The organism is Aestuariivirga sp., from assembly GCF_046294715.1.
Lineage (GTDB): Bacteria > Pseudomonadota > Alphaproteobacteria > Rhizobiales > Aestuariivirgaceae > Aestuariivirga.
Genome location: NZ_JBKBKI010000002.1, coordinates 75,403 through 91,337, shown reverse-complemented (window position 1 = coordinate 91,337; position 15,935 = coordinate 75,403). Strand labels below are relative to the sequence as shown.

The following is a 15,935-nucleotide window of genomic DNA, read 5'->3' as shown; positions in this document are numbered from 1 at the left end:
GGACGAGACATGGATATGACGAGCGCACCCAAGAAGAGACTCGGTCGCGGTCTCGCTGCTCTGATCGGGGACGACACCAGCGAGGATTCCGTCGTCCAGGATGTACGTGCGCTTCGCCACATGCCGATCGAGCTCCTGAAGGCGAGCCCCAATAACCCGCGAAAGCACTTTGCCGACACGGACCTGGAGGACCTCGCCCGTTCCATCCGCGACAAGGGCCTTCTCCAGCCGATTGTCGTGCGGCCGGCTGCGGGCGGAGAGTTTGAGATCGTCGCAGGTGAACGGCGCTGGCGTGCTGCGCAACGCGCCGGTATTCACGATGTCCCCGTCCTGGTAAGAGAACTCACCGATGGAGAGGCGCTGGAAATCGCCCTCATCGAAAACATCCAGCGCACCGACCTGAACCCGTTGGAGGAGGCCCGCGCCTACGCTCTTCTCCTTGAACAATTCAGCTACACGCAGCAGCAACTGGCCGATTCGATCGGTAAGAGCCGCAGCCATATCGCCAACACCTTGCGGCTCCTGAACCTGCCGGACTCGGTGCGCAAGCAGATCGAGCAGGGAAGCCTCACCGCTGGTCACGCCCGTGCACTGGTTGCCACGGAATCGCCCGCGGAACTTGCCGATCAGATCATCAAGCTCGGTCTCTCGGTGCGCGAGGCGGAAGGGCTTGCCCGCACCGGGGGGCCGGTGCGGAAAGCCAAGGCGAAGGCGGAGAAGGACCCGGATACGCGTGCGCTCGAGAAGCTTGTCTCGGAAGCGATTGGCCTCAAGGTCGAGATCACGCACCGGGGCGAGGGTGGCGCCGTCCTGATCAGCTACTCGACTTTGGACCAGCTCGAAGACATCTGCCGCCGCCTGCAGTCCTAGGCGAAGTGCCGATCAGTGCCTGAAGTGACGAATGCCGGTGAAGACCATGGCCAAGCCCGCATCGTCCGCAGCCTTTATCACCTCATCGTCCCGAAGCGAGCCCCCCGGCTGGATCACGGCGGTGGCTCCCGCATCGGCCGCCTGCAGCAGCCCGTCCGAGAAGGGAAAGAACGCGTCTGAGGCGACGACCGAGCCGCGGATGCCGGGCTCTGCCAGTTTCGCCTCGCGCGAAACATCTTCGTTCTTCCGGACTGCAATTCGCGCTGAATCAACGCGTGACATCTGGCCGGCACCGATGCCGACTGTGGCTCCGTTCCTCGCGTAAACTATGGCGTTGGATTTCACATGTTTTGCAACCCGGAAAGCGAAGCGCAGGTCGGAGAGCTCCGCCGGCGTGGGCTGACGCCGCGTCACAGTACGGAGTTCCATTGCTTCGACCCGTGCAACGTCCTTCGTCTGGACGAGCAATCCGCCGCCCACGGATTTCACCATGAGGCTCCCGCCCGCGAGGGGCCGATCCTCTAGGAGAAGCAGCCGGAGGTTCTTCTTCCTGGCAATGATGGCGAGGGCAGCGTCGTCCGCCGAAGGCGCGACGATCACCTCAGTGAAGAGCTCGGTGATCTCCATCGCGGTTTCCGCATCGATGGGGCGGTTGAGGGCGATGATGCCGCCGAAGGCGCTTACGGGATCGCAAGCGAGCGCCTTGCGATATGCCGCCAGGCAGCTGCTTCCGATCGCCACGCCGCAGGGATTGGCGTGCTTCACGATCACGCAGGCAGCATCACCCGTCTGTTCGAACTCGGCCAGGCATTCGAGCGCAGCGTCGGTGTCATTGATGTTGTTGTACGAGAGCTCCTTGCCTTGCAGCTGGCGTGCAGCAGCTACTCCGAACGTTTTCCCAGGAGAGGAATAAAAGGCTGCCCCCTGATGAGGATTCTCTCCGTAGCGCAGGGATTGCCGCCTCGATCCTCCCGTGGCGAAGAAGGCCCCCAGTGGCTCACCTGCTTCTGCGCCAAGCCATTGACCGATTGCGGCATCATAACTCGCCGTACGAGCGAAGGCCTTCGCCGCCAGCCTGCGCCGCGTTCCGGGAAGGGTTTGGTTGCCCTGTGAGGCGAGTTCAGCCAGAACGTGTTCGTAATCCGATGGATCGACGACGACCGTAACGCTTGCGTGATTCTTGGCGCCAGCGCGGATCATGGCCGGTCCGCCAACATCGATGTTCTCAATCGTGTCTGCGAAGGAGGCACCGCGCGAGACCGTCGCCTCGAAGGGGTAGAGATTGACGACGAGCAGTCCAATCGGGGAGATGCCATGTCGCTCCATCGATGCGCGGTGGCCGCTATCCGACAGCACGCCCAGAAGACCGCCGTGGATCAACGGGTGCAAGGTCTTGACCCGACCATCCATGATCTCCGGAAAACCCGTGACGCTCGAGACCTCCGTCACAGGCAAGCCCGCATCGGCCAGCGCCTTGGCCGTGCCGCCGGTGGAGACCAGTTCGATGCCGAGTTCCGTCAGGCGCGTGGCGAAGGGAACGAGTCCCGATTTATCGGAGACGGACAGCAAAGCACGGCGCACGGGATCGGACATGTCGGCCTCGAAGCATTGAAGGTGGCTCCCGAATTAGCATGTCCTCAGGCAAGCACAATCACGTCAGGGCCGGCGGCGCATGGCCACCGCGAAGAAACCATCGAGACCCCTGCTGCCGCCGATTTCCATGAATGGCAGGGTTCTGATCCAGCCTTCAGGCCTCAGCGCCCCTTCCGGCAGGCCTGAAACCGCCGCAGGCACGATTTCGAAGCGGGAGTCTTCCCCCAAGAAGGCTCTTACCTGGTGCTCACCTTCCTCCGGCTCGAGCGAACAGGTGCAGTAGACGAGGCTGCCCCCGGGCCTCACAAGCGTCGCAGCCTTTTTCAGCATCCGTCGCTGGAGGTCCGCGAGTTCGGCAATCTGGCCTTCCGACTTGAGCCATGGCAGCTCGGGATGTCGACGGATCGTGCCGGTGGAAGAGCATGGCGCGTCCAACAGAACGGAGTCCCATTCTCCGGAGAGTTCAACCCCGAGAATGTCGGCACATTTCACTTCAGCCTCAAGGCCGCTGCGCCTGAGATTGGCGGCAAGCCTGGAGAGCCGCGCCTCGGAAACATCGACGGCTGTGACACGAGCTCCTGCCGCAGCCATCTGCAGGGTCTTGCCGCCGGGTGCCGCACAGAGATCAAGCGCCAGTCTGCCGGAGAGATCGCCGAAAAGCGTGACAGGAATCGCGGCTGCGGCATCCTGCACCCACCATGCGCCCTCGCTAAAGCCCGGGAGTTCCGTCACCGGCGCATGATTTGCGGGAAGACGGATCTGACCATTGGGGAGCAGGGTACCGCCGAGCCGCCCGACCCAAGGCAAGGCATCCTCCTCGAAACTCAGGTCGAGAGACGGTCGCTCGGCATGGGCCTCGGCGATCCGCCTCGCCAGTTCCGGGCCATATGCCCGAGTCCATCTTTCCCATAGCCACGGCGGAGTATTGACCCGGGGCGCGTCCAGGTCTTTGCGCAGCATCACCCCGTCGGCGGAGACCTTGCGCAGCAGGGCATTGACGAGCCCCGAGAAATGGCGGGCGTTCCGGTCCTGCTTGGCGCTCCGCACCGCGAGATCGATGACCGCGTGAGGCGGCATCTCCAGGAACAGCAATTGCGCCACGCCGATCCTGAGAATGTCTGACGTGGCGCCCGCTTTGCGGGGCAGGGGCCGGTCCAGCAGTTTTCCGATGACTGCGTCGATCTCGCCGAAATGCCGGAAGCTGGTCAGCAGAAGATTCACGAGCAGGGCACGATCTCGGGAGGATAAGCGGGAAGCGCGGCGCGACCCGAGCAGCGCCTCCTCGACGGTGAGCCTCTTTTCACGGCACTCGTGCAGAAGGTCGGCCGCGAGCCGGCGCGGCTCGAGGCCCTGAGCTTCCCCCAGAATTGCGTTCATCCCCAGGGGCCGGGTTCATGCGCGGGAGCGCTCTCCCATGGCCCCGCGCTGCGGCCCACCGCTCCCATCTCATGGGCAATGCGCTGCAATGCCTCGATGCGGTTGCGGGGGTCGGGATGGGTCGAGAACAATCCGTCCATCCGCTGGCCGGAGAGGGGATTGATGATGAACATGTGCGCCGTGGCGGGGTTGGCCTCCGCCGTCGGGTTCTCGATGCGGTGCGCCGCCCCAGCGATCTTGGCGAGGGCGGAGGCGAGTGCAAGTGGCTGGCGCGAAATTTCGGCACCTCCGCGGTCGGCGCCATATTCGCGGGTGCGGCTGATCGCCATCTGCACCAGCATGGCGGCCAGCGGCGCCAGGATCACCATGAGGATCACGCCAATGGCGCCAAGCGGGTTGCTACGGTCGCGGCTGCCGCCGAAGAACATGCCGAAATTGGCGAGCATGGAGATGGCGCCGGCGATCGTGGCCGTCATGGTCATCACCAGCGTGTCTCGATGCTTCACATGCGCCAGTTCATGGGCCATAACACCGGCGATCTCGTCGCGGTCAAGAAGCTGGAGAAGACCCGTCGTCGCCGCCACCGCAGCATTCTCCGGGTTGCGCCCCGTGGCGAAGGCGTTGGGCTGCGGGTTGTCCATGAGGTAGACCTTCGGCATGGGAAGCCCGGCGTTGCGCGCCAGCTCCTCCACCAGGCCGTAGAATTCTGGCGCGGACTGACGGTCCAGCTGGCGGGCGCCATGCATGCGGAGCACCATCTTGTCGGCGTTCCAATAGGCAAAGAGGTTCATGCCGGCCGCCAGCACGAAGGCGATCAGCATGCCCTGCTCGCGCCCGAGCAGATAGCCCACCGCCAGGAACAGCCCCATCAGGGCCGCCATCAGCAGTCCGGTGCGCAGCGTGTTCATCCGGCAACTCCCTCCTTGCCAAGTTCTTGCCTTGCTCTCCATATGAGGGCAAGGAAACCTGACGGCAAGGTCATGAGCGAGAAGAAACTCTCACCCGAGGCCCAGCGCGCCCTCGCCGAAGCCGAGGCCCGCCGGAAAACCCGCAACGAACCGGCGCTTCCGAAGGAGGTGAACGGCAGGTGCGGGCCGGAGCCCACCCGTTTCGGCGACTGGGAAAACAAGGGCATCACCTCCGACTTCTGATCAGGCGAAGCCCAGCCTGCGGCGAACGACATCGGAGGTGACGCCGCTTTCGCGCAACTCGCGGAGCGAGGTGCTGCCGGCGCTCTTGGAAAGCTTCTCACCCCGCTCGTCCAGCAGCAGTTCATGATGGCGGTAGAAGGGAGATGGAAGGCCGAGCAGCCGCTGCAGCAGCATGTGCAGTGGCGTCGCGGCTTCGAGATCCTTGCCGCGCACGACGTGGGTGACGCCCTGCAGCGCATCATCGGTGACCACCGCTATGTGATAGCTGGAGCCCACATTGAACTTGGCGATCGTGGCGTCGCCCCAGACCGCGGCAGCAGCATCTCCAGCCCTCGCCATGTCGAGACGCCAGCCGTGGATCTCGCCCCTGCGCATGCGCTCTTCGGCCTCCGCCCGCGGCAGCTGCCGGCAGGTGCCGCCATAATGCGGCTGGCCCTCGGGATCACGGCCGGCGCGGGCCTCCGCCAGCACCTGCTTGCGCGAACAGAAGCAGGGATAGATCGCTCCCGCTGCCCAGAGCCTATCCAGGCGTGCTCTATAGTCGGCGAAGTGCTCGCTCTGGATGCGCACGGGCTCTTCCCAGCGGAGGCCGAGCCAGGCCAGGTCGACGAAGATCTGCTGCACGAATTCGGGCCTGCTGCGCGTACGGTCGGTGTCCTCGATGCGGAGCAGGAAGCGCCCGCCGGCTTCATCCGCCATGCGAGCATTGAGCAGCGCGGAATAGGCGTGGCCCAGGTGCAGGTAACCATTGGGGCTCGGCGCGAAGCGGAAGACGGGCGGGCTCATGGCCTGCTCTTGCGGTCAATCGCGGCAAAGGTCAAACAGGGGCATGGAGAGGCTCAACGATACGCGAGACCTGGCATGGGCGGCAGACCGCCTTATCGAGGCCGAGCCGCGTTTCGGCCTCATCGTTGCCGCGCATGGGCTACCCACGCTCCGGCCGTCGCCGCCGGGTCTCGAGAGCCTGCTCCGTATCGTCACGGACCAACTCATCTCGCTCCGGGCGGGAGAGGCGATCTGGAGGCGGCTTGCGTCGGGTCTGGGCGGTTTCACGCCGGAGGCCGTTCTCGCCTGCCCTGAAGATCATCTACGCGGGCTCGGGCTCTCGGCGGCGAAGGCGCGCTGCTTCCAGGCTGCGGCGCGAGCCTTCGCCGAGGGACATTTCGACGCGCCGGATGAGTTATCCGAAACAGAGATTTTCCGACGTCTCACCGCCATCAGGGGAGTAGGGCCATGGACGGCAAATCTCTACCTCCTCACCGCCCTGAAGGCTGCCGACGCATGGCCCGCCCAAGACCTCGCGCTCCAGGAAGCGGCCCGCCATCTGCTCGGCATGCCGGTCCGGCCGACGCCCCGAGAAATGGAAAGAATGGCCTGTGCCTGGCAGCCATACCGGTCCGCGGCGGCGCTTCTGCTCTGGAGCCACTACCGCGGCCTGAAAGGCCTCCGGCAGGCCTGAACAAGGGGCTTCACAGGATTGCCACACTAGATATAGTAATGTTCATCGGAATCGGACCCGAGAGGTGTGCTTGCAATTCGCGCCGGTTGCGCCGGAAGCCTGCCCAGCCCTGGTTCTCAACGCGGATTTTCGCCCGTTGAGCTACTATCCCCTGTCGCTCTGGAGCTGGCAGGACACAATCAAGGCCGTCTTCCTGGACCGGGTGAACATCGTTTCCGAGTATGACAGGGTGGTGCGCAGCCCGACATTCGAATTCAGGCTGCCGAGCGTCGTTTCGCTCAAGACCTATGTGAAGCCATCACGCACGCCGGCCTTCACGCGGTTCAACGTTTTCCTGCGGGACCGTTTCACCTGCCAGTATTGCGGCCGGCACGACGAACTCACCTTCGACCATGTCGTGCCGCGCTCGAAGGGCGGGCAGACCACCTGGGAAAACGTCGTCGCCGCCTGCTCGCCCTGCAATCTGCTGAAGGGAGGTTATCTGCCGCAGCAGATCAACATGTTCCCCGCGCAGAAGCCTATCCGCCCGACGGTGGCGCAGTTGCACCGCAACGGCAGGCTGTTCCCGCCCAACTACCTGCATGAGAGCTGGCAGGACTACCTCTACTGGGATACCGAACTCGACCCCTGACGGCGGAGCCCCGCCAGCGCCACGAGAACGAGCCCAAGCGAAATCACGGCGTTCCAGCCCGCGAGCGACAGCCCAAGGATGCGAATGGCCGGAGTGTCGCACAGGATGACCGGCGCAGAGAGATCCGGCAGACCACCGCTGAAACCTGCCTGGTTGCCGCAGGTGCTGGGCCCTGGCCACCATTTCCATTCGACCCCCGCGTGATAGGCGCCGAAGACCATGCTGCCGAGCCACAGGATCGCCAGCAGAAACAGGCCGGCGCTGGCGAGGCCCGGCTGGCGCGGGGCCAGCAGGGCCACAAGGAGCGCAAGGGGAATTCCCCCGTAGTAGGCCCATCGCTGCATCAGGCAGAGCTCGCAGGGGAGGTAGCCAAGATACTCGAAGATCCAGGCGCCGATGATTGTCGCAACTGCGACGGCGAACACCAGGTAGGCTGCCCGTTGCGGGGTGAGACTGTTCAACATGAGGTCACGGCTCCGGCGAGTCCTGAGTATTTGACGATGACATAGAGTGCGATGAGCAAGGCCGCCGCAAGGGCCGCGATCATGCCGAGCCTGCGCTCCACGAAGGCCTTGATCGGTTCGCCGAAGCGCTTCAGCGCCCAGGCCAGGGCGAAGAACCTTGCGCCGCGCGCAATGATGCAGGAGAGCACGAAAAATGTGAAGCTGATCCGGGCGACGCCGGCGAGGATGGTGACGACCTTGATCGGCGGCAGATGGGTTAGGCCGGAGGTGACGAGCAGAAGCATCAGCGTGTCCTCGCCGGCGCACTGGCGCAGGCGCTCGAAGGCCTCGAGCTTGCCGTAGAAGGCGAGCACCGGCTCCGCCAGGGCCTGGAAGGCGACCAGCCCGAGAAAATACCCGGCGATGCCGCCAAGTGTCGAGGCCGCGGTGGCGATAAATGCGAAGCGATAGGCATAGGCCGGCTTGGCGAGCGCCATCGGAAGGAAGAGAACATCCGCCGGTACGAGGAACACCGAGCTCTCGACGAAGGCGATCACGGCAAGCCAGACCTCCGCCGTCTTGCGCGCCGCGAGCTTCAGGGTCCAGTCATAGAGTCGTCTCAGCATGGTGGCTCAATCTGCGTCGGGTCTCGAGCTGCGCAGCTTCTTCGTTTGCGATCGCCTGGACTTGGAGTCGAGCCTCCTCCCCCGGGAGGCCCGCGTCGGCTTGGTGGCGATGCGCCGCTTCGGCCGGTGGGCCGCCTTGCGCAGGAGGTCAACGAGCTTCTGAAGCGCGATTTCGCGGTTGCGCTCCTGCGAACGCGTCTCCTGCGCGGTGATGACGAGGACACCGTCCTGTGTCAGCTGCCGCCCGGCGAGGACGCGCAGCCGGAGCTTGAGATCCTCCGGCAGGAAGGCCTTCGCGACGTCGAAGCGCAATTCGGCGGCAGTCGACACCTTGTTGACATTCTGGCCCCCGGGCCCGGATGCCCGCGAGAAGTTCCAGACGAGGTCATCCTCGCCTATGGCCAGTGAATCGGTGATCCGGATCATGGAACGCTTCTCGCCCTTTACGGTTGACGGCGCAAGAGAGGCCAATTAATCGGGTGCGGCTTGCCTCTGTGGCGGAATGGTAGACGCGGCAGACTCAAAATCTGTTGCTCGCAAGGGCGTGGGGGTTCGAGTCCCTCCAGGGGCACCAGCCTGCCTTTGGGACCCCTGCCGCAGATTGGGCCCAATCCTGTGATGTCAGGAGGCCGGCGGTACCTGAAGTCACGGAGTAGCTCCAGCTTGCCAATCCTTCGACGCATTCTCCTGGCGTTCCTGGTCCTCTGTGCAGCAGTCCCGGCGGCAAGGGCGGCCGGGCCATCCCTGCTCTTCGACCCGGCCACCGAGGAGGTGCTCTCCCAGGATCGCGCAGGCGAGCCCTGGTATCCCGCGTCGCTGACGAAACTGATGACCGCCTACGTGGTCTTCCAGAAGCTCAAGGCCGGACGGTTGACGCTGGAACAGAAGATCCCGGTCTCGGCGCTCGCCCACTCGCAGCCGCCGAGCAAGATCGGCGTTCCGGTCGGCAAGACCGTGAGCGTGGATTTCGCCATGCAGGCGCTGCTCGTCTATTCGGCCAACGACATGGCCTATGTACTGGCGGAGGCGGCTTCGGGAAACGTCCCGGCCTTTGCCGAGGAGATGAACCGCGAAGCCGCGAAGCTTGGCATGACCGGAAGCCATTTCGTCAACCCCAATGGCCTTTTCGATCACCGTCACATCAGCACGGCGCGGGACATCGCACTCCTGGCTTCCGCACTGCTGCGTGAATATCCGGAATACGGGCACTACTTCTCGCAACCTGCCTTCGCCATCGGCAAGCGCAAGCTGGCAAACCGCAACTCGCTGCTGCGGCAGATGAAGGATGCCGATGGCATGAAGACAGGCTTCGTCTGCAGCTCGGGCTTCAATCTGGTCGCCACCGCCACGCGGGATGGACGCAAGCTGGGAGCGGTCATTTTTGGTGCCAATAGCGGCAAGCACCGTGCCGACCTGGCGGAGATGCTGCTCGTCGATGGATTCTCGAGGCCGGCCCTTTCCCATCCGAAGATCCGATCGATCCAGAACCTCGCCACCGGCGCCATCGTGCCGACGGACATGACGAAGACCGTCTGCAAGCAGAAGCCCATCGCCATCGCCCCGTCGAAGGACCTCGGCGGCTGGGGCATTTCCTTCGGCAATTACGAATCACCGGTGACCGCGGACATGGCGCTCCGCGGCCGCATGCTGAGCCGTTCCGGCATGAAGCTTTCGGGAACGCCCGGCCTCATCCGGCTTCCCGGCAAGGCAGGCTTTGCCGCCGCCATGTGGAATCTCGACCGCGAGTCGAGCCTTGCGGCCTGCGCCAGCTACCGGGCCGAGAAGGCTCCTTGCGAAGTGCTGACGCCCGAACTCTTCGCCCAGATCGCCACCCTGGTGCCTGACCCGCCGCCGCCTGCGGCTTCCGCGGCAGCACAGGGCTCCGACGGCAGCAAGGCCCGAAAGGCCAAGTCCCGCACCAAGAAGAAGAAGAACTGATCGCGATGATCAACCGTGCCGGGCTGGGAATTGCCTGCGCGTTGGGCGCTGCCGCGCTTTACGGGATGGTGCCGAACTTCGTGCGCGCCGCCTATGTGAACGGCATTCCTCCAATCGAAAGCACCCTGTTCCGCACGCTGGTACTCGCAGTGGCCTTCACCGTGATCGCCCTCGCCAAGGGCGAGAGCCTGTCGGTTCCGAAGCAAGCGATTCCCAGTTTCCTCGTGCAGTCCGTTTCCACCTTCATCGTATCTGTGGCCTATCTCGGATCGGTTCAGTTCATTCCCGTGGGGCTCGCCGTCATCATCTTTTTTCTCTTTCCGGTTCTTATCATGCTGCTGGCGCCGGTGGTGGAGGGACGGAGCCCGGGCGTCCTGCGCGTCCTTGTTGCGCTTGTCGCCTTCACCGGCCTCGGGATTGCAGTCGGGCCGAGCTTCGATGGTGTCGACATCCGCGGCATCCTGCTCGCGGCGCTCGGTTCGGCTGGGGCCACCCTTCAGTTCTTCTCCGGCCGCGCCATCTCGCGCTACTTGACCCCGGCAGTCTTCGGCGGGCTTGTCCATGCGGCCATTCTGCCGCCAATCGTTCTCATCGCATTCCTTGCGGGTTCCGGCACCCTCACGTTCCTTCCAGGAGCTCCTGTCGCCGCCATGGCGGGGCTGATCTGCCTTGCGGGTCTTGGGGCCGTCTATGTGGTAGCCTACATGGCGCAGATGCTGGCGCTTCGCTTTGCACCGGCCTCAACGGTGGCGCCCTTCTTCAACCTGGAACCGGTGGTAACCACGGCCATCGCGGCGGCAATCCTTGGCGAACGCCTGCAGATCAACCAATATGCTGGAGGCGCGCTCATTCTCGCCGCTCTCGTGGCATCGAGCCTGCTCGGAAACCGGAAGAAATAGCCCCCATGGCCAATGCTCCCATACCCGTCGCGATCCTCACCGGCTTTCTCGGCGCCGGCAAGACGACGCTTCTGAATTTCCTGCTGAAGGACCCGTTCCTCGCCGATGCGGCCGTCATCATCAACGAGTTCGGCGATGTCGGCATCGATCACCTGCTGGTCGAGCGCGCCGACGAGAACGTGATCGAGATGGCCTCGGGATGCCTGTGCTGCACCATCCGGGGCGACCTCATCGACACCATCCACGATCTTCTGGCACGCCGCGGCCGGGGCGAGATCAAGGCCTTCAACCGTATCGTCATCGAGACGACCGGACTTGCCGATCCGGCACCCGTGCTGCATGCGGTGATGAGCGAACCGGGCCTGCTCGCCGCCTGCCGGCTTGAGGGCGTCATCACGGTCGTCGATGCCTTCAACGGCATGGCGACGCTCGATGCTCATCCCGAAGCGGTGAAGCAGGTGGCCGTGGCCGACCGAATCGTGCTCACCAAAGTCGACCTCCTGGTCGGGCGCGAGGGCGAGGAGATACTGTTCGCCGTCATTGCCCGCCTGAGGAAACTCAATCCCGCCGCGAGGCTGCTCACCACGCACCGCAACGAGGCGACTGCCGAGCGCCTCTTCACGATGGGACTCTTCGACCCGAAGACCAAGACGGCCGATGTACAGGGCTGGCTTGCGGCCGAGGCCTATGAGACCGGCGAAAAGCGCGGGCGGCGGCACCGCCGCGGCCATTCACACGACCACGCGCAGGGTTCTGGCCACCCGCACGGGGAGCACCATCACGACGTCTCCCGGCACGACGAACACATACGCTCCTTCAGCTTCGCGGAAGCGAATGCCATCAGCCCGCAAGGGCTGGAGCTCTTTCTGGAACTGCTGAAGTCCTATCACGGGGCCAACATGCTGCGCATGAAGGGGATCGTGAAGGTGTCGGACGATCCTTCCCGCCCGGTGGTCCTGCACGGCGTGCAGCACGTATTCCATCCGCCAGCAAGGCTTCCAGCCTGGCCGGACGGGGATGAGCGGACCCGCCTCGTTTTCATCGTGAAGGACATCCAGAAGCCGATGATCGAGGGGCTGTTCCGGGCGTTCACCGACCAGATTTCCGGCGGGGCCGATGCCTTCACGGACAAGACCCTCTCGCTCAACAGGTGAACGGCACATGACGCTCAAGCTCTACGGACTCTCGAAATGCTCGACCTGCCAGAAGGCCATCGATTGGCTTGACGAGCACAAGATCAGACACAGCTTTTCCGACGTAAAGGAGACCCCCGTCAGAAAGGATCAGGTCGCCGCCTGGTCGAAGGCTCTCGGCGGATGGGAGAAGCTGATCAACAAGGCCGGCTATACGTGGCGGGGGCTTCCGCCGGAGAAGACGGCGAACCTCACCGAGGCCAGGGCCATAGCGCTCGCCATCGAGAATCCGTCACTGATCCGCCGGCCCTTGATCGAACACAAGGACGGCAGCGTGACGGTGGGCTTCTCCAAGAAAGTCCAGGACATGCTGGCCTGAAGATGGCCGGCTCTACCCGGCCATTTCGGTCCGATCAGCCCCGCACCAGCGGCCGCGTCATGCAGGTGGGGCCGCCCTCGCCCTTGCGGCAGATGTCGTAGCCCTTGATGACCTCGACCTTCACTCCCGCCGCCTTCATGCGGCGCTCAGTTTCGGGATTTCCTTCAACCATCATGGCGTGACGGGGACCGAGTGCGAGCACGTTGCAACCCATGGACTCGAATTCCTCCGGCGGCACTTCCACGAACTTGATGCCGCGCGATTCCAGGAATTCGATCTGGCGAGCCGCCATCAGCGGCGGGTAGACGACTGCGAGGTCGTGATCGAGCGGCGAGAGGCAGGACATGAGGTGGAACACGTCCGAGCGCCCCTTGTAGTGCGGCATGTCGAACCACAGGATCTCGACGTCTTCGCCCGCGAGCTCGCCCAACTGGCGCAGGCCCTCGAGATTGGTGCGGTAGCCGACGCCGGCCAGCAGCGTGAAGCGGTCGACCCAGACGAGATCTCCCCCTTCCACCTTTCCATCTCCCGTGATCTCGCCGGCGATCGGAAATCCGAGCTTCTCGAGAGCCGCTCCATTGACGGTCGATTCCCTTCGGCGCTGCGGCTTGCCCATGCGTGGCTTGACGAGGCCGCGCGGCGTCACGATCAGAGCGTCATGGGTGTAGATCGAATCGAGGGTGAGGCCATCGGCGGCGGGAAGCTTGATGACCTCGGCACCCGTGGCCGCAAGGATTTCCTCCACCGTCCTGAACTCGCGGCGCGCATTCTCGATATCCGGCCTTGAATGGTAGTTCAGGTCCTTCCATTCGGCGTCGATCCTCTCGTCGCTCACAAAGGCAGCGTCGACGTCGCGGATTGCCACCTTCCTAAGCAGCCCCCAATTGTTGAACGCGCCGAAATCGAATTTCATTTCCGTCTGATCCTGAATATGAGGGCTTCGCCATCCTTCGCCTGCTCCAGAAGCGTGTGGCCCTGCTCGTTGCAGAAGTGGGGCATGTCTATGGCGGACATGGGGTCCGTGGCAATGACCTTGAGAACATCACCAGAATCCATCTCGAGGAGCCGCTTCCTTGCCCGCAGCACGGGGAGCGGGCAGAGAAGTCCCGAGAGGTCGAGGGTGATTTCCGAGCGGTTTTGGGCCATGGTCGGCCATGAACTAGCATTGCGGGAACCGGAGTCATACCCTTGCCAGAACTTCTTACCAGGCTGAACCTTCAAGGACGCGTGGCGCTTCTGCTCGCCAACCCGGACCGGGAACTGGGTCTCGAGAAACGTCCCGTGCCTGAGGCCATGATGTTGTTTTCGGGCATGAAGGACGATTGCCACGGCGGGCTCACGCGGAAATCCGACAGCAGGATGCTGAAGCAGTACAGGCGCGGAACGGAGGTGCGCAATTCCCGGCAGTTGTCCATCCTGTCAGTGGAAGAGCTGGCAGAGGTGGCTGAAACGATGGGTATTCCGGTGGTGAAGCCGGAATGGGTGGGCGCCAATCTGGTGACGCGCGGCATTCCCGACCTGAGCCTCCTGCCGCCATCCACGAGGCTGCAGTTTCCATCGGGCGCCATGATCGTCGTGGACATGGAAAACCATCCCTGCCGCTATCCTGCGGACATCATCGCCCGCCACCATCCCGAGGCGAAGAAAGGGTTCGTCAAGGCCGCAATGCACAAGAGGGGCGTGGTAGGCTGGGTCGAAGCGGAGGGCGCCATTCGTCCGGGGGACGCGATTACGGTGTGGATTCCGCCGCAGCGGATCTATTCGCACGCATGAGGGTCTCGGCCGTGATCGTGGCCGGAGGGCGCTCCTCGCGAATGGGCCGCGAGAAGGTGCTCGAGCGCGTCGGCGGGCGGACGATACTCGAACGCATCGTCAGCCTTCTCAGGGAACAGGCCGACATCGTCGTCATCAATGCCAATGGCAACGAGGAGCGTTTCGCCGAAACCGGGCTTCCCGTGATCCGCGACATCCGTCCCGATGTCGGGACGCCTCTTGCCGGGCTTCACACGGCACTGAGCTTTGCGGCCTCGGAGGGATTCGACGCCGTGCTCACGGTTCCGTCCGATTCGCCGTTCCTGCCCACGGATCTCGTGTCCCGGCTTGCTGGTGAAGGGCGCAGCGCGGCGATTGCGGCTTCTTCCGGACAGGCGCATTACCTCACCGGCCTGTGGTCGCCCGCACTGCTCCAATTGGCGGAACAGGTCATGGCAGAGCCGCGCCCGCCGCGCGTCCAGGACTGGGCCAAGCGCTGTCAGGCGGCCATCGTCGAGTGGTCCGCCGTCCCGTACGACCCACTCCTCAACGTCAACACGCCGGAGGAGCTTGCGGAAGCGAACCGGATTGCGGCAGAGTTCTCGCTATGAACAGGGTGATCGGCGTTGCCGGATTCAAGAACGCAGGAAAAACGACGCTGGTCGAGAAGCTCGTGGGAGAACTGACGCGGCGCGGCCACCGAGTCTCGACCGTCAAGCACGCCCATCATTCCTTCGACATCGATCACGAGGGCCGCGACAGTTTCCGTCACCGCAAGGCAGGCGCTTCGGAGGTGGCCGTGGTCTCCCGCCACCGCTGGGCGATCATACACGAATCCCGCGGGGGCGAGGAGCCGACGCTCGACGAGGTCCTGGGGAAGCTCGCCCCTTGCGACCTCGTGATCGTTGAAGGCTACAAGCGCGACAGCCATGACAAGATCGAGGTGCGCAACCTCGGCCTCTCCCACCCCAATCTCGCAGGCGAGGACCCCACGGTCGTCGCTATCGCCGCAAACGGCACCGTGTCGCAGGCACCCGTGCCCGTGTTCGACCGGGACGACGTGACGGCGCTGGCCAGTTTCATCGAGAGGCATACGGGGCTCGCATGACGCCGCAAGAGGTGACGCGATTCTGGGAAGAGGCAGGACCCTCCCGCTGGTTCTTCAAGGATGCTGCCTTCGACGGGGCGCTGAAAGTGCGCTTCGGGGATGCGCTGGTGGAAGCCCGCCAGGGCAGGCTCGACCATTGGGGTGAAACGCCGGAAGGGGCGCTCGGCCTTGTGATTCTGCTCGACCAGGTTTCGCGCAACGTCCACCGCGGCAGCCCGCTCGCCTTCGCGGCGGATGCCAGGGCCCTTCGTCTGGCCAGGGGCTGGATCGGACAGGGTTTCCATTACAGGCTCCCGGCGCCACGGGCGAGCTGGCTGATCATGCCTTACGAGCATTCGGAGGACCTCGACACGCAGCACCGCTGTGTCGGCCTGTTTCAGGCCATGGGCCTCACGGACATGGTCTACTGGGCCAAGGTCCATCTCGACATCATCGCCCGGTTCGGCCGTTTTCCTCACCGCAATCCCGTGCTGGGGCGGGTTTCCACCCCTGACGAACTGACCTTCCTGCGTGCCGGCGGTTTCTCGGGCTGAGTGTCGGATTCCGCCCGGTCCCCGTCGTTCCGCCTCACGCCTG

At 64.2% G+C, this 15,935-nt stretch carries 21 protein-coding genes and 1 tRNA gene; 13 read left to right on the top strand and 9 right to left on the bottom strand.

Features of this window, described 5'->3' with window-relative positions; translation table 11 throughout:
- The first annotated feature begins 15 nt into the window (after window positions 1–15).
- Window positions 16–870, top strand: coding sequence for a ParB/RepB/Spo0J family partition protein (locus tag ACK4HL_RS02165; RefSeq protein ID WP_409756553.1), 855 nt, complete (start codon window positions 16–18; stop codon window positions 868–870).
- A gap of 12 nt (window positions 871–882) precedes the next feature.
- Here ACK4HL_RS02165 and purH read toward each other — a convergent pair whose 3' ends face one another.
- From purH to htpX, 3 genes are all read right to left on the bottom strand, one after another.
- Entirely contained in the window at window positions 883–2,463 is a 1,581-nt protein-coding gene (purH, locus tag ACK4HL_RS02160) for a bifunctional phosphoribosylaminoimidazolecarboxamide formyltransferase/IMP cyclohydrolase (protein ID WP_409756292.1), read from the bottom strand.
- 63 nt (window positions 2,464–2,526) lie between these two features.
- Window positions 2,527–3,840, bottom strand: a complete 1,314-nt coding sequence (locus ACK4HL_RS02155; RefSeq protein ID WP_409756290.1) for an RsmB/NOP family class I SAM-dependent RNA methyltransferase — start codon at window positions 3,838–3,840, stop codon at window positions 2,527–2,529.
- Window positions 3,837–4,748, bottom strand: coding sequence for a zinc metalloprotease HtpX (gene htpX / locus ACK4HL_RS02150; RefSeq protein WP_409756288.1), 912 nt, complete (start codon window positions 4,746–4,748; stop codon window positions 3,837–3,839). Before htpX ends, ACK4HL_RS02155 begins: the two co-directional genes overlap by 4 nt.
- Window positions 4,749–4,790: 42 nt before the next feature.
- On the opposite strand from htpX, the gene ACK4HL_RS02145 reads away from it, so the two are divergent.
- A complete protein-coding gene (locus tag ACK4HL_RS02145) occupies window positions 4,791–4,991 on the top strand; it encodes a DUF1674 domain-containing protein (protein WP_409756286.1) in 201 nt (66 codons plus the stop codon).
- On the opposite strand, the gene gluQRS is transcribed toward ACK4HL_RS02145, so the two are convergent.
- A complete protein-coding gene (gene gluQRS, locus ACK4HL_RS02140; protein WP_409756284.1) occupies window positions 4,992–5,777 on the bottom strand; it encodes a tRNA glutamyl-Q(34) synthetase GluQRS in 786 nt (261 codons plus the stop codon).
- A gap of 43 nt (window positions 5,778–5,820) precedes the next feature.
- Between gluQRS and ACK4HL_RS02135 the strand changes: the two genes are divergently transcribed.
- Together ACK4HL_RS02135 and ACK4HL_RS02130 are read left to right on the top strand one after the other, a co-directional pair.
- Window positions 5,821–6,450 (top strand): DNA-3-methyladenine glycosylase family protein, encoded by a 630-nt coding sequence (locus tag ACK4HL_RS02135; protein ID WP_409756282.1) that lies wholly within the window; start codon window positions 5,821–5,823, stop codon window positions 6,448–6,450.
- Window positions 6,451–6,520: 70 nt separating this feature from the next.
- A complete protein-coding gene (locus tag ACK4HL_RS02130; protein WP_409756280.1) occupies window positions 6,521–7,081 on the top strand; it encodes an HNH endonuclease in 561 nt (186 codons plus the stop codon).
- Here ACK4HL_RS02130 and ACK4HL_RS02125 read toward each other — a convergent pair.
- Genes ACK4HL_RS02125 through arfB form a run of 3 tightly spaced genes read right to left on the bottom strand, consistent with a single transcriptional unit; the run spans window position 7,054 to window position 8,576 of the window.
- Window positions 7,054–7,545 carry a disulfide bond formation protein B gene (locus ACK4HL_RS02125; protein ID WP_409756278.1) on the bottom strand — a complete coding sequence of 164 codons (492 nt, stop codon included), beginning with the start codon at window positions 7,543–7,545 and terminating at the stop codon, window positions 7,054–7,056. The two genes, ACK4HL_RS02130 and ACK4HL_RS02125, sit on opposite strands and share 28 nt — an antisense overlap.
- On the bottom strand, window positions 7,539–8,150 hold the full coding sequence (locus ACK4HL_RS02120; protein WP_409756276.1) for a YqaA family protein: 612 nt from the start codon (window positions 8,148–8,150) through the stop codon (window positions 7,539–7,541). Before ACK4HL_RS02120 ends, ACK4HL_RS02125 begins: the two co-directional genes overlap by 7 nt.
- A gap of 6 nt (window positions 8,151–8,156) precedes the next feature.
- Window positions 8,157–8,576, bottom strand: a complete 420-nt coding sequence (gene arfB / locus ACK4HL_RS02115; RefSeq protein ID WP_409756275.1) for an alternative ribosome rescue aminoacyl-tRNA hydrolase ArfB — start codon at window positions 8,574–8,576, stop codon at window positions 8,157–8,159.
- Window positions 8,577–8,638: 62 nt separating this feature from the next.
- Between arfB and ACK4HL_RS02110 the strand changes: the two genes are divergently transcribed.
- The 5 genes from ACK4HL_RS02110 (at window position 8,639) to ACK4HL_RS02090 (ending at window position 12,499) form a co-directional block, all read left to right on the top strand.
- Window positions 8,639–8,724: transfer RNA gene (locus ACK4HL_RS02110), tRNA-Leu, on the top strand.
- 89 nt (window positions 8,725–8,813) lie between these two features.
- Entirely contained in the window at window positions 8,814–10,088 is a 1,275-nt protein-coding gene (locus ACK4HL_RS02105) for a D-alanyl-D-alanine carboxypeptidase family protein (RefSeq protein WP_409756273.1), read from the top strand.
- A gap of 5 nt (window positions 10,089–10,093) precedes the next feature.
- Complete coding sequence (locus ACK4HL_RS02100) at window positions 10,094–10,987, top strand: DMT family transporter (protein ID WP_409756271.1); 894 nt, start codon at window positions 10,094–10,096, stop codon at window positions 10,985–10,987.
- A 5-nt stretch (window positions 10,988–10,992) separates the two neighbouring features.
- A complete protein-coding gene (locus ACK4HL_RS02095; RefSeq protein ID WP_409756269.1) occupies window positions 10,993–12,141 on the top strand; it encodes a CobW family GTP-binding protein in 1,149 nt (382 codons plus the stop codon).
- A gap of 7 nt (window positions 12,142–12,148) precedes the next feature.
- Complete coding sequence (locus ACK4HL_RS02090; protein ID WP_409756267.1) at window positions 12,149–12,499, top strand: Spx/MgsR family RNA polymerase-binding regulatory protein; 351 nt, start codon at window positions 12,149–12,151, stop codon at window positions 12,497–12,499.
- Between the two features lie 34 nt (window positions 12,500–12,533).
- Here the strand turns inward: ACK4HL_RS02090 and ACK4HL_RS02085 are convergent, their stop codons facing one another.
- Both ACK4HL_RS02085 and ACK4HL_RS02080 read right to left on the bottom strand, forming a co-directional pair.
- Window positions 12,534–13,412, bottom strand: a complete 879-nt coding sequence (locus tag ACK4HL_RS02085) for a dimethylarginine dimethylaminohydrolase family protein (protein ID WP_409756265.1) — start codon at window positions 13,410–13,412, stop codon at window positions 12,534–12,536.
- Complete coding sequence (locus ACK4HL_RS02080; RefSeq protein WP_409756263.1) at window positions 13,409–13,645, bottom strand: sulfurtransferase TusA family protein; 237 nt, start codon at window positions 13,643–13,645, stop codon at window positions 13,409–13,411. The genes ACK4HL_RS02085 and ACK4HL_RS02080 overlap by 4 nt, the downstream gene beginning before the upstream one ends.
- A 42-nt stretch (window positions 13,646–13,687) precedes the next feature.
- Here ACK4HL_RS02080 and ACK4HL_RS02075 point away from each other — a divergent pair, with 42 nt between their 5' ends.
- From ACK4HL_RS02075 to ACK4HL_RS02060, 4 genes are read left to right on the top strand one after another with little or no spacing between them, the layout of a single operon-like run.
- Window positions 13,688–14,272 (top strand): MOSC domain-containing protein, encoded by a 585-nt coding sequence (locus ACK4HL_RS02075; protein ID WP_409756261.1) that lies wholly within the window; start codon window positions 13,688–13,690, stop codon window positions 14,270–14,272.
- On the top strand, window positions 14,269–14,862 hold the full coding sequence (locus ACK4HL_RS02070; protein WP_409756259.1) for a molybdenum cofactor guanylyltransferase: 594 nt from the start codon (window positions 14,269–14,271) through the stop codon (window positions 14,860–14,862). Before ACK4HL_RS02075 ends, ACK4HL_RS02070 begins: the two co-directional genes overlap by 4 nt.
- Complete coding sequence (mobB, locus tag ACK4HL_RS02065; RefSeq protein WP_409756257.1) at window positions 14,859–15,359, top strand: molybdopterin-guanine dinucleotide biosynthesis protein B; 501 nt, start codon at window positions 14,859–14,861, stop codon at window positions 15,357–15,359. The genes ACK4HL_RS02070 and mobB overlap by 4 nt, the downstream gene beginning before the upstream one ends.
- Window positions 15,356–15,892: a DUF924 family protein gene (locus ACK4HL_RS02060; RefSeq protein WP_409756255.1), complete on the top strand. Its 537-nt coding sequence runs from the start codon at window positions 15,356–15,358 to the stop codon at window positions 15,890–15,892. Before mobB ends, ACK4HL_RS02060 begins: the two co-directional genes overlap by 4 nt.
- Window positions 15,893–15,935 lie beyond the last annotated feature (43 nt).

Excerpts from the sequence above, each read along its gene's own strand:
- arfB (WP_409756275.1), bottom strand. The coding sequence starts at position 8,576 with ATGATCCGGATCACCGATTCACTGGCCATAGGCGAGGATGACCTCGTC.
- mobB (WP_409756257.1), top strand. The coding sequence starts at position 14,859 with ATGAACAGGGTGATCGGCGTTGCCGGATTCAAGAACGCAGGAAAAACG.
- ACK4HL_RS02090 (WP_409756267.1), top strand. The coding sequence starts at position 12,149 with ATGACGCTCAAGCTCTACGGACTCTCGAAATGCTCGACCTGCCAGAAG.
- ACK4HL_RS02080 (WP_409756263.1), bottom strand. The coding sequence starts at position 13,645 with ATGGCCCAAAACCGCTCGGAAATCACCCTCGACCTCTCGGGACTTCTC.
- ACK4HL_RS02165 (WP_409756553.1), top strand. The coding sequence starts at position 16 with ATGACGAGCGCACCCAAGAAGAGACTCGGTCGCGGTCTCGCTGCTCTG.
- ACK4HL_RS02060 (WP_409756255.1), top strand. The coding sequence starts at position 15,356 with ATGACGCCGCAAGAGGTGACGCGATTCTGGGAAGAGGCAGGACCCTCC.
- ACK4HL_RS02145 (WP_409756286.1), top strand. The coding sequence starts at position 4,791 with ATGAGGGCAAGGAAACCTGACGGCAAGGTCATGAGCGAGAAGAAACTC.
- ACK4HL_RS02120 (WP_409756276.1), bottom strand. The coding sequence starts at position 8,150 with ATGCTGAGACGACTCTATGACTGGACCCTGAAGCTCGCGGCGCGCAAG.
- ACK4HL_RS02155 (WP_409756290.1), bottom strand. The coding sequence starts at position 3,840 with ATGAACGCAATTCTGGGGGAAGCTCAGGGCCTCGAGCCGCGCCGGCTC.
- ACK4HL_RS02070 (WP_409756259.1), top strand. The coding sequence starts at position 14,269 with ATGAGGGTCTCGGCCGTGATCGTGGCCGGAGGGCGCTCCTCGCGAATG.
- htpX (WP_409756288.1), bottom strand. The coding sequence starts at position 4,748 with ATGAACACGCTGCGCACCGGACTGCTGATGGCGGCCCTGATGGGGCTG.
- gluQRS (WP_409756284.1), bottom strand. The coding sequence starts at position 5,777 with ATGAGCCCGCCCGTCTTCCGCTTCGCGCCGAGCCCCAATGGTTACCTG.
- ACK4HL_RS02135 (WP_409756282.1), top strand. The coding sequence starts at position 5,821 with ATGGAGAGGCTCAACGATACGCGAGACCTGGCATGGGCGGCAGACCGC.
- ACK4HL_RS02125 (WP_409756278.1), bottom strand. The coding sequence starts at position 7,545 with ATGTTGAACAGTCTCACCCCGCAACGGGCAGCCTACCTGGTGTTCGCC.
- ACK4HL_RS02095 (WP_409756269.1), top strand. The coding sequence starts at position 10,993 with ATGGCCAATGCTCCCATACCCGTCGCGATCCTCACCGGCTTTCTCGGC.
- ACK4HL_RS02085 (WP_409756265.1), bottom strand. The coding sequence starts at position 13,412 with ATGAAATTCGATTTCGGCGCGTTCAACAATTGGGGGCTGCTTAGGAAG.
- purH (WP_409756292.1), bottom strand. The coding sequence starts at position 2,463 with ATGTCCGATCCCGTGCGCCGTGCTTTGCTGTCCGTCTCCGATAAATCG.
- ACK4HL_RS02100 (WP_409756271.1), top strand. The coding sequence starts at position 10,094 with ATGATCAACCGTGCCGGGCTGGGAATTGCCTGCGCGTTGGGCGCTGCC.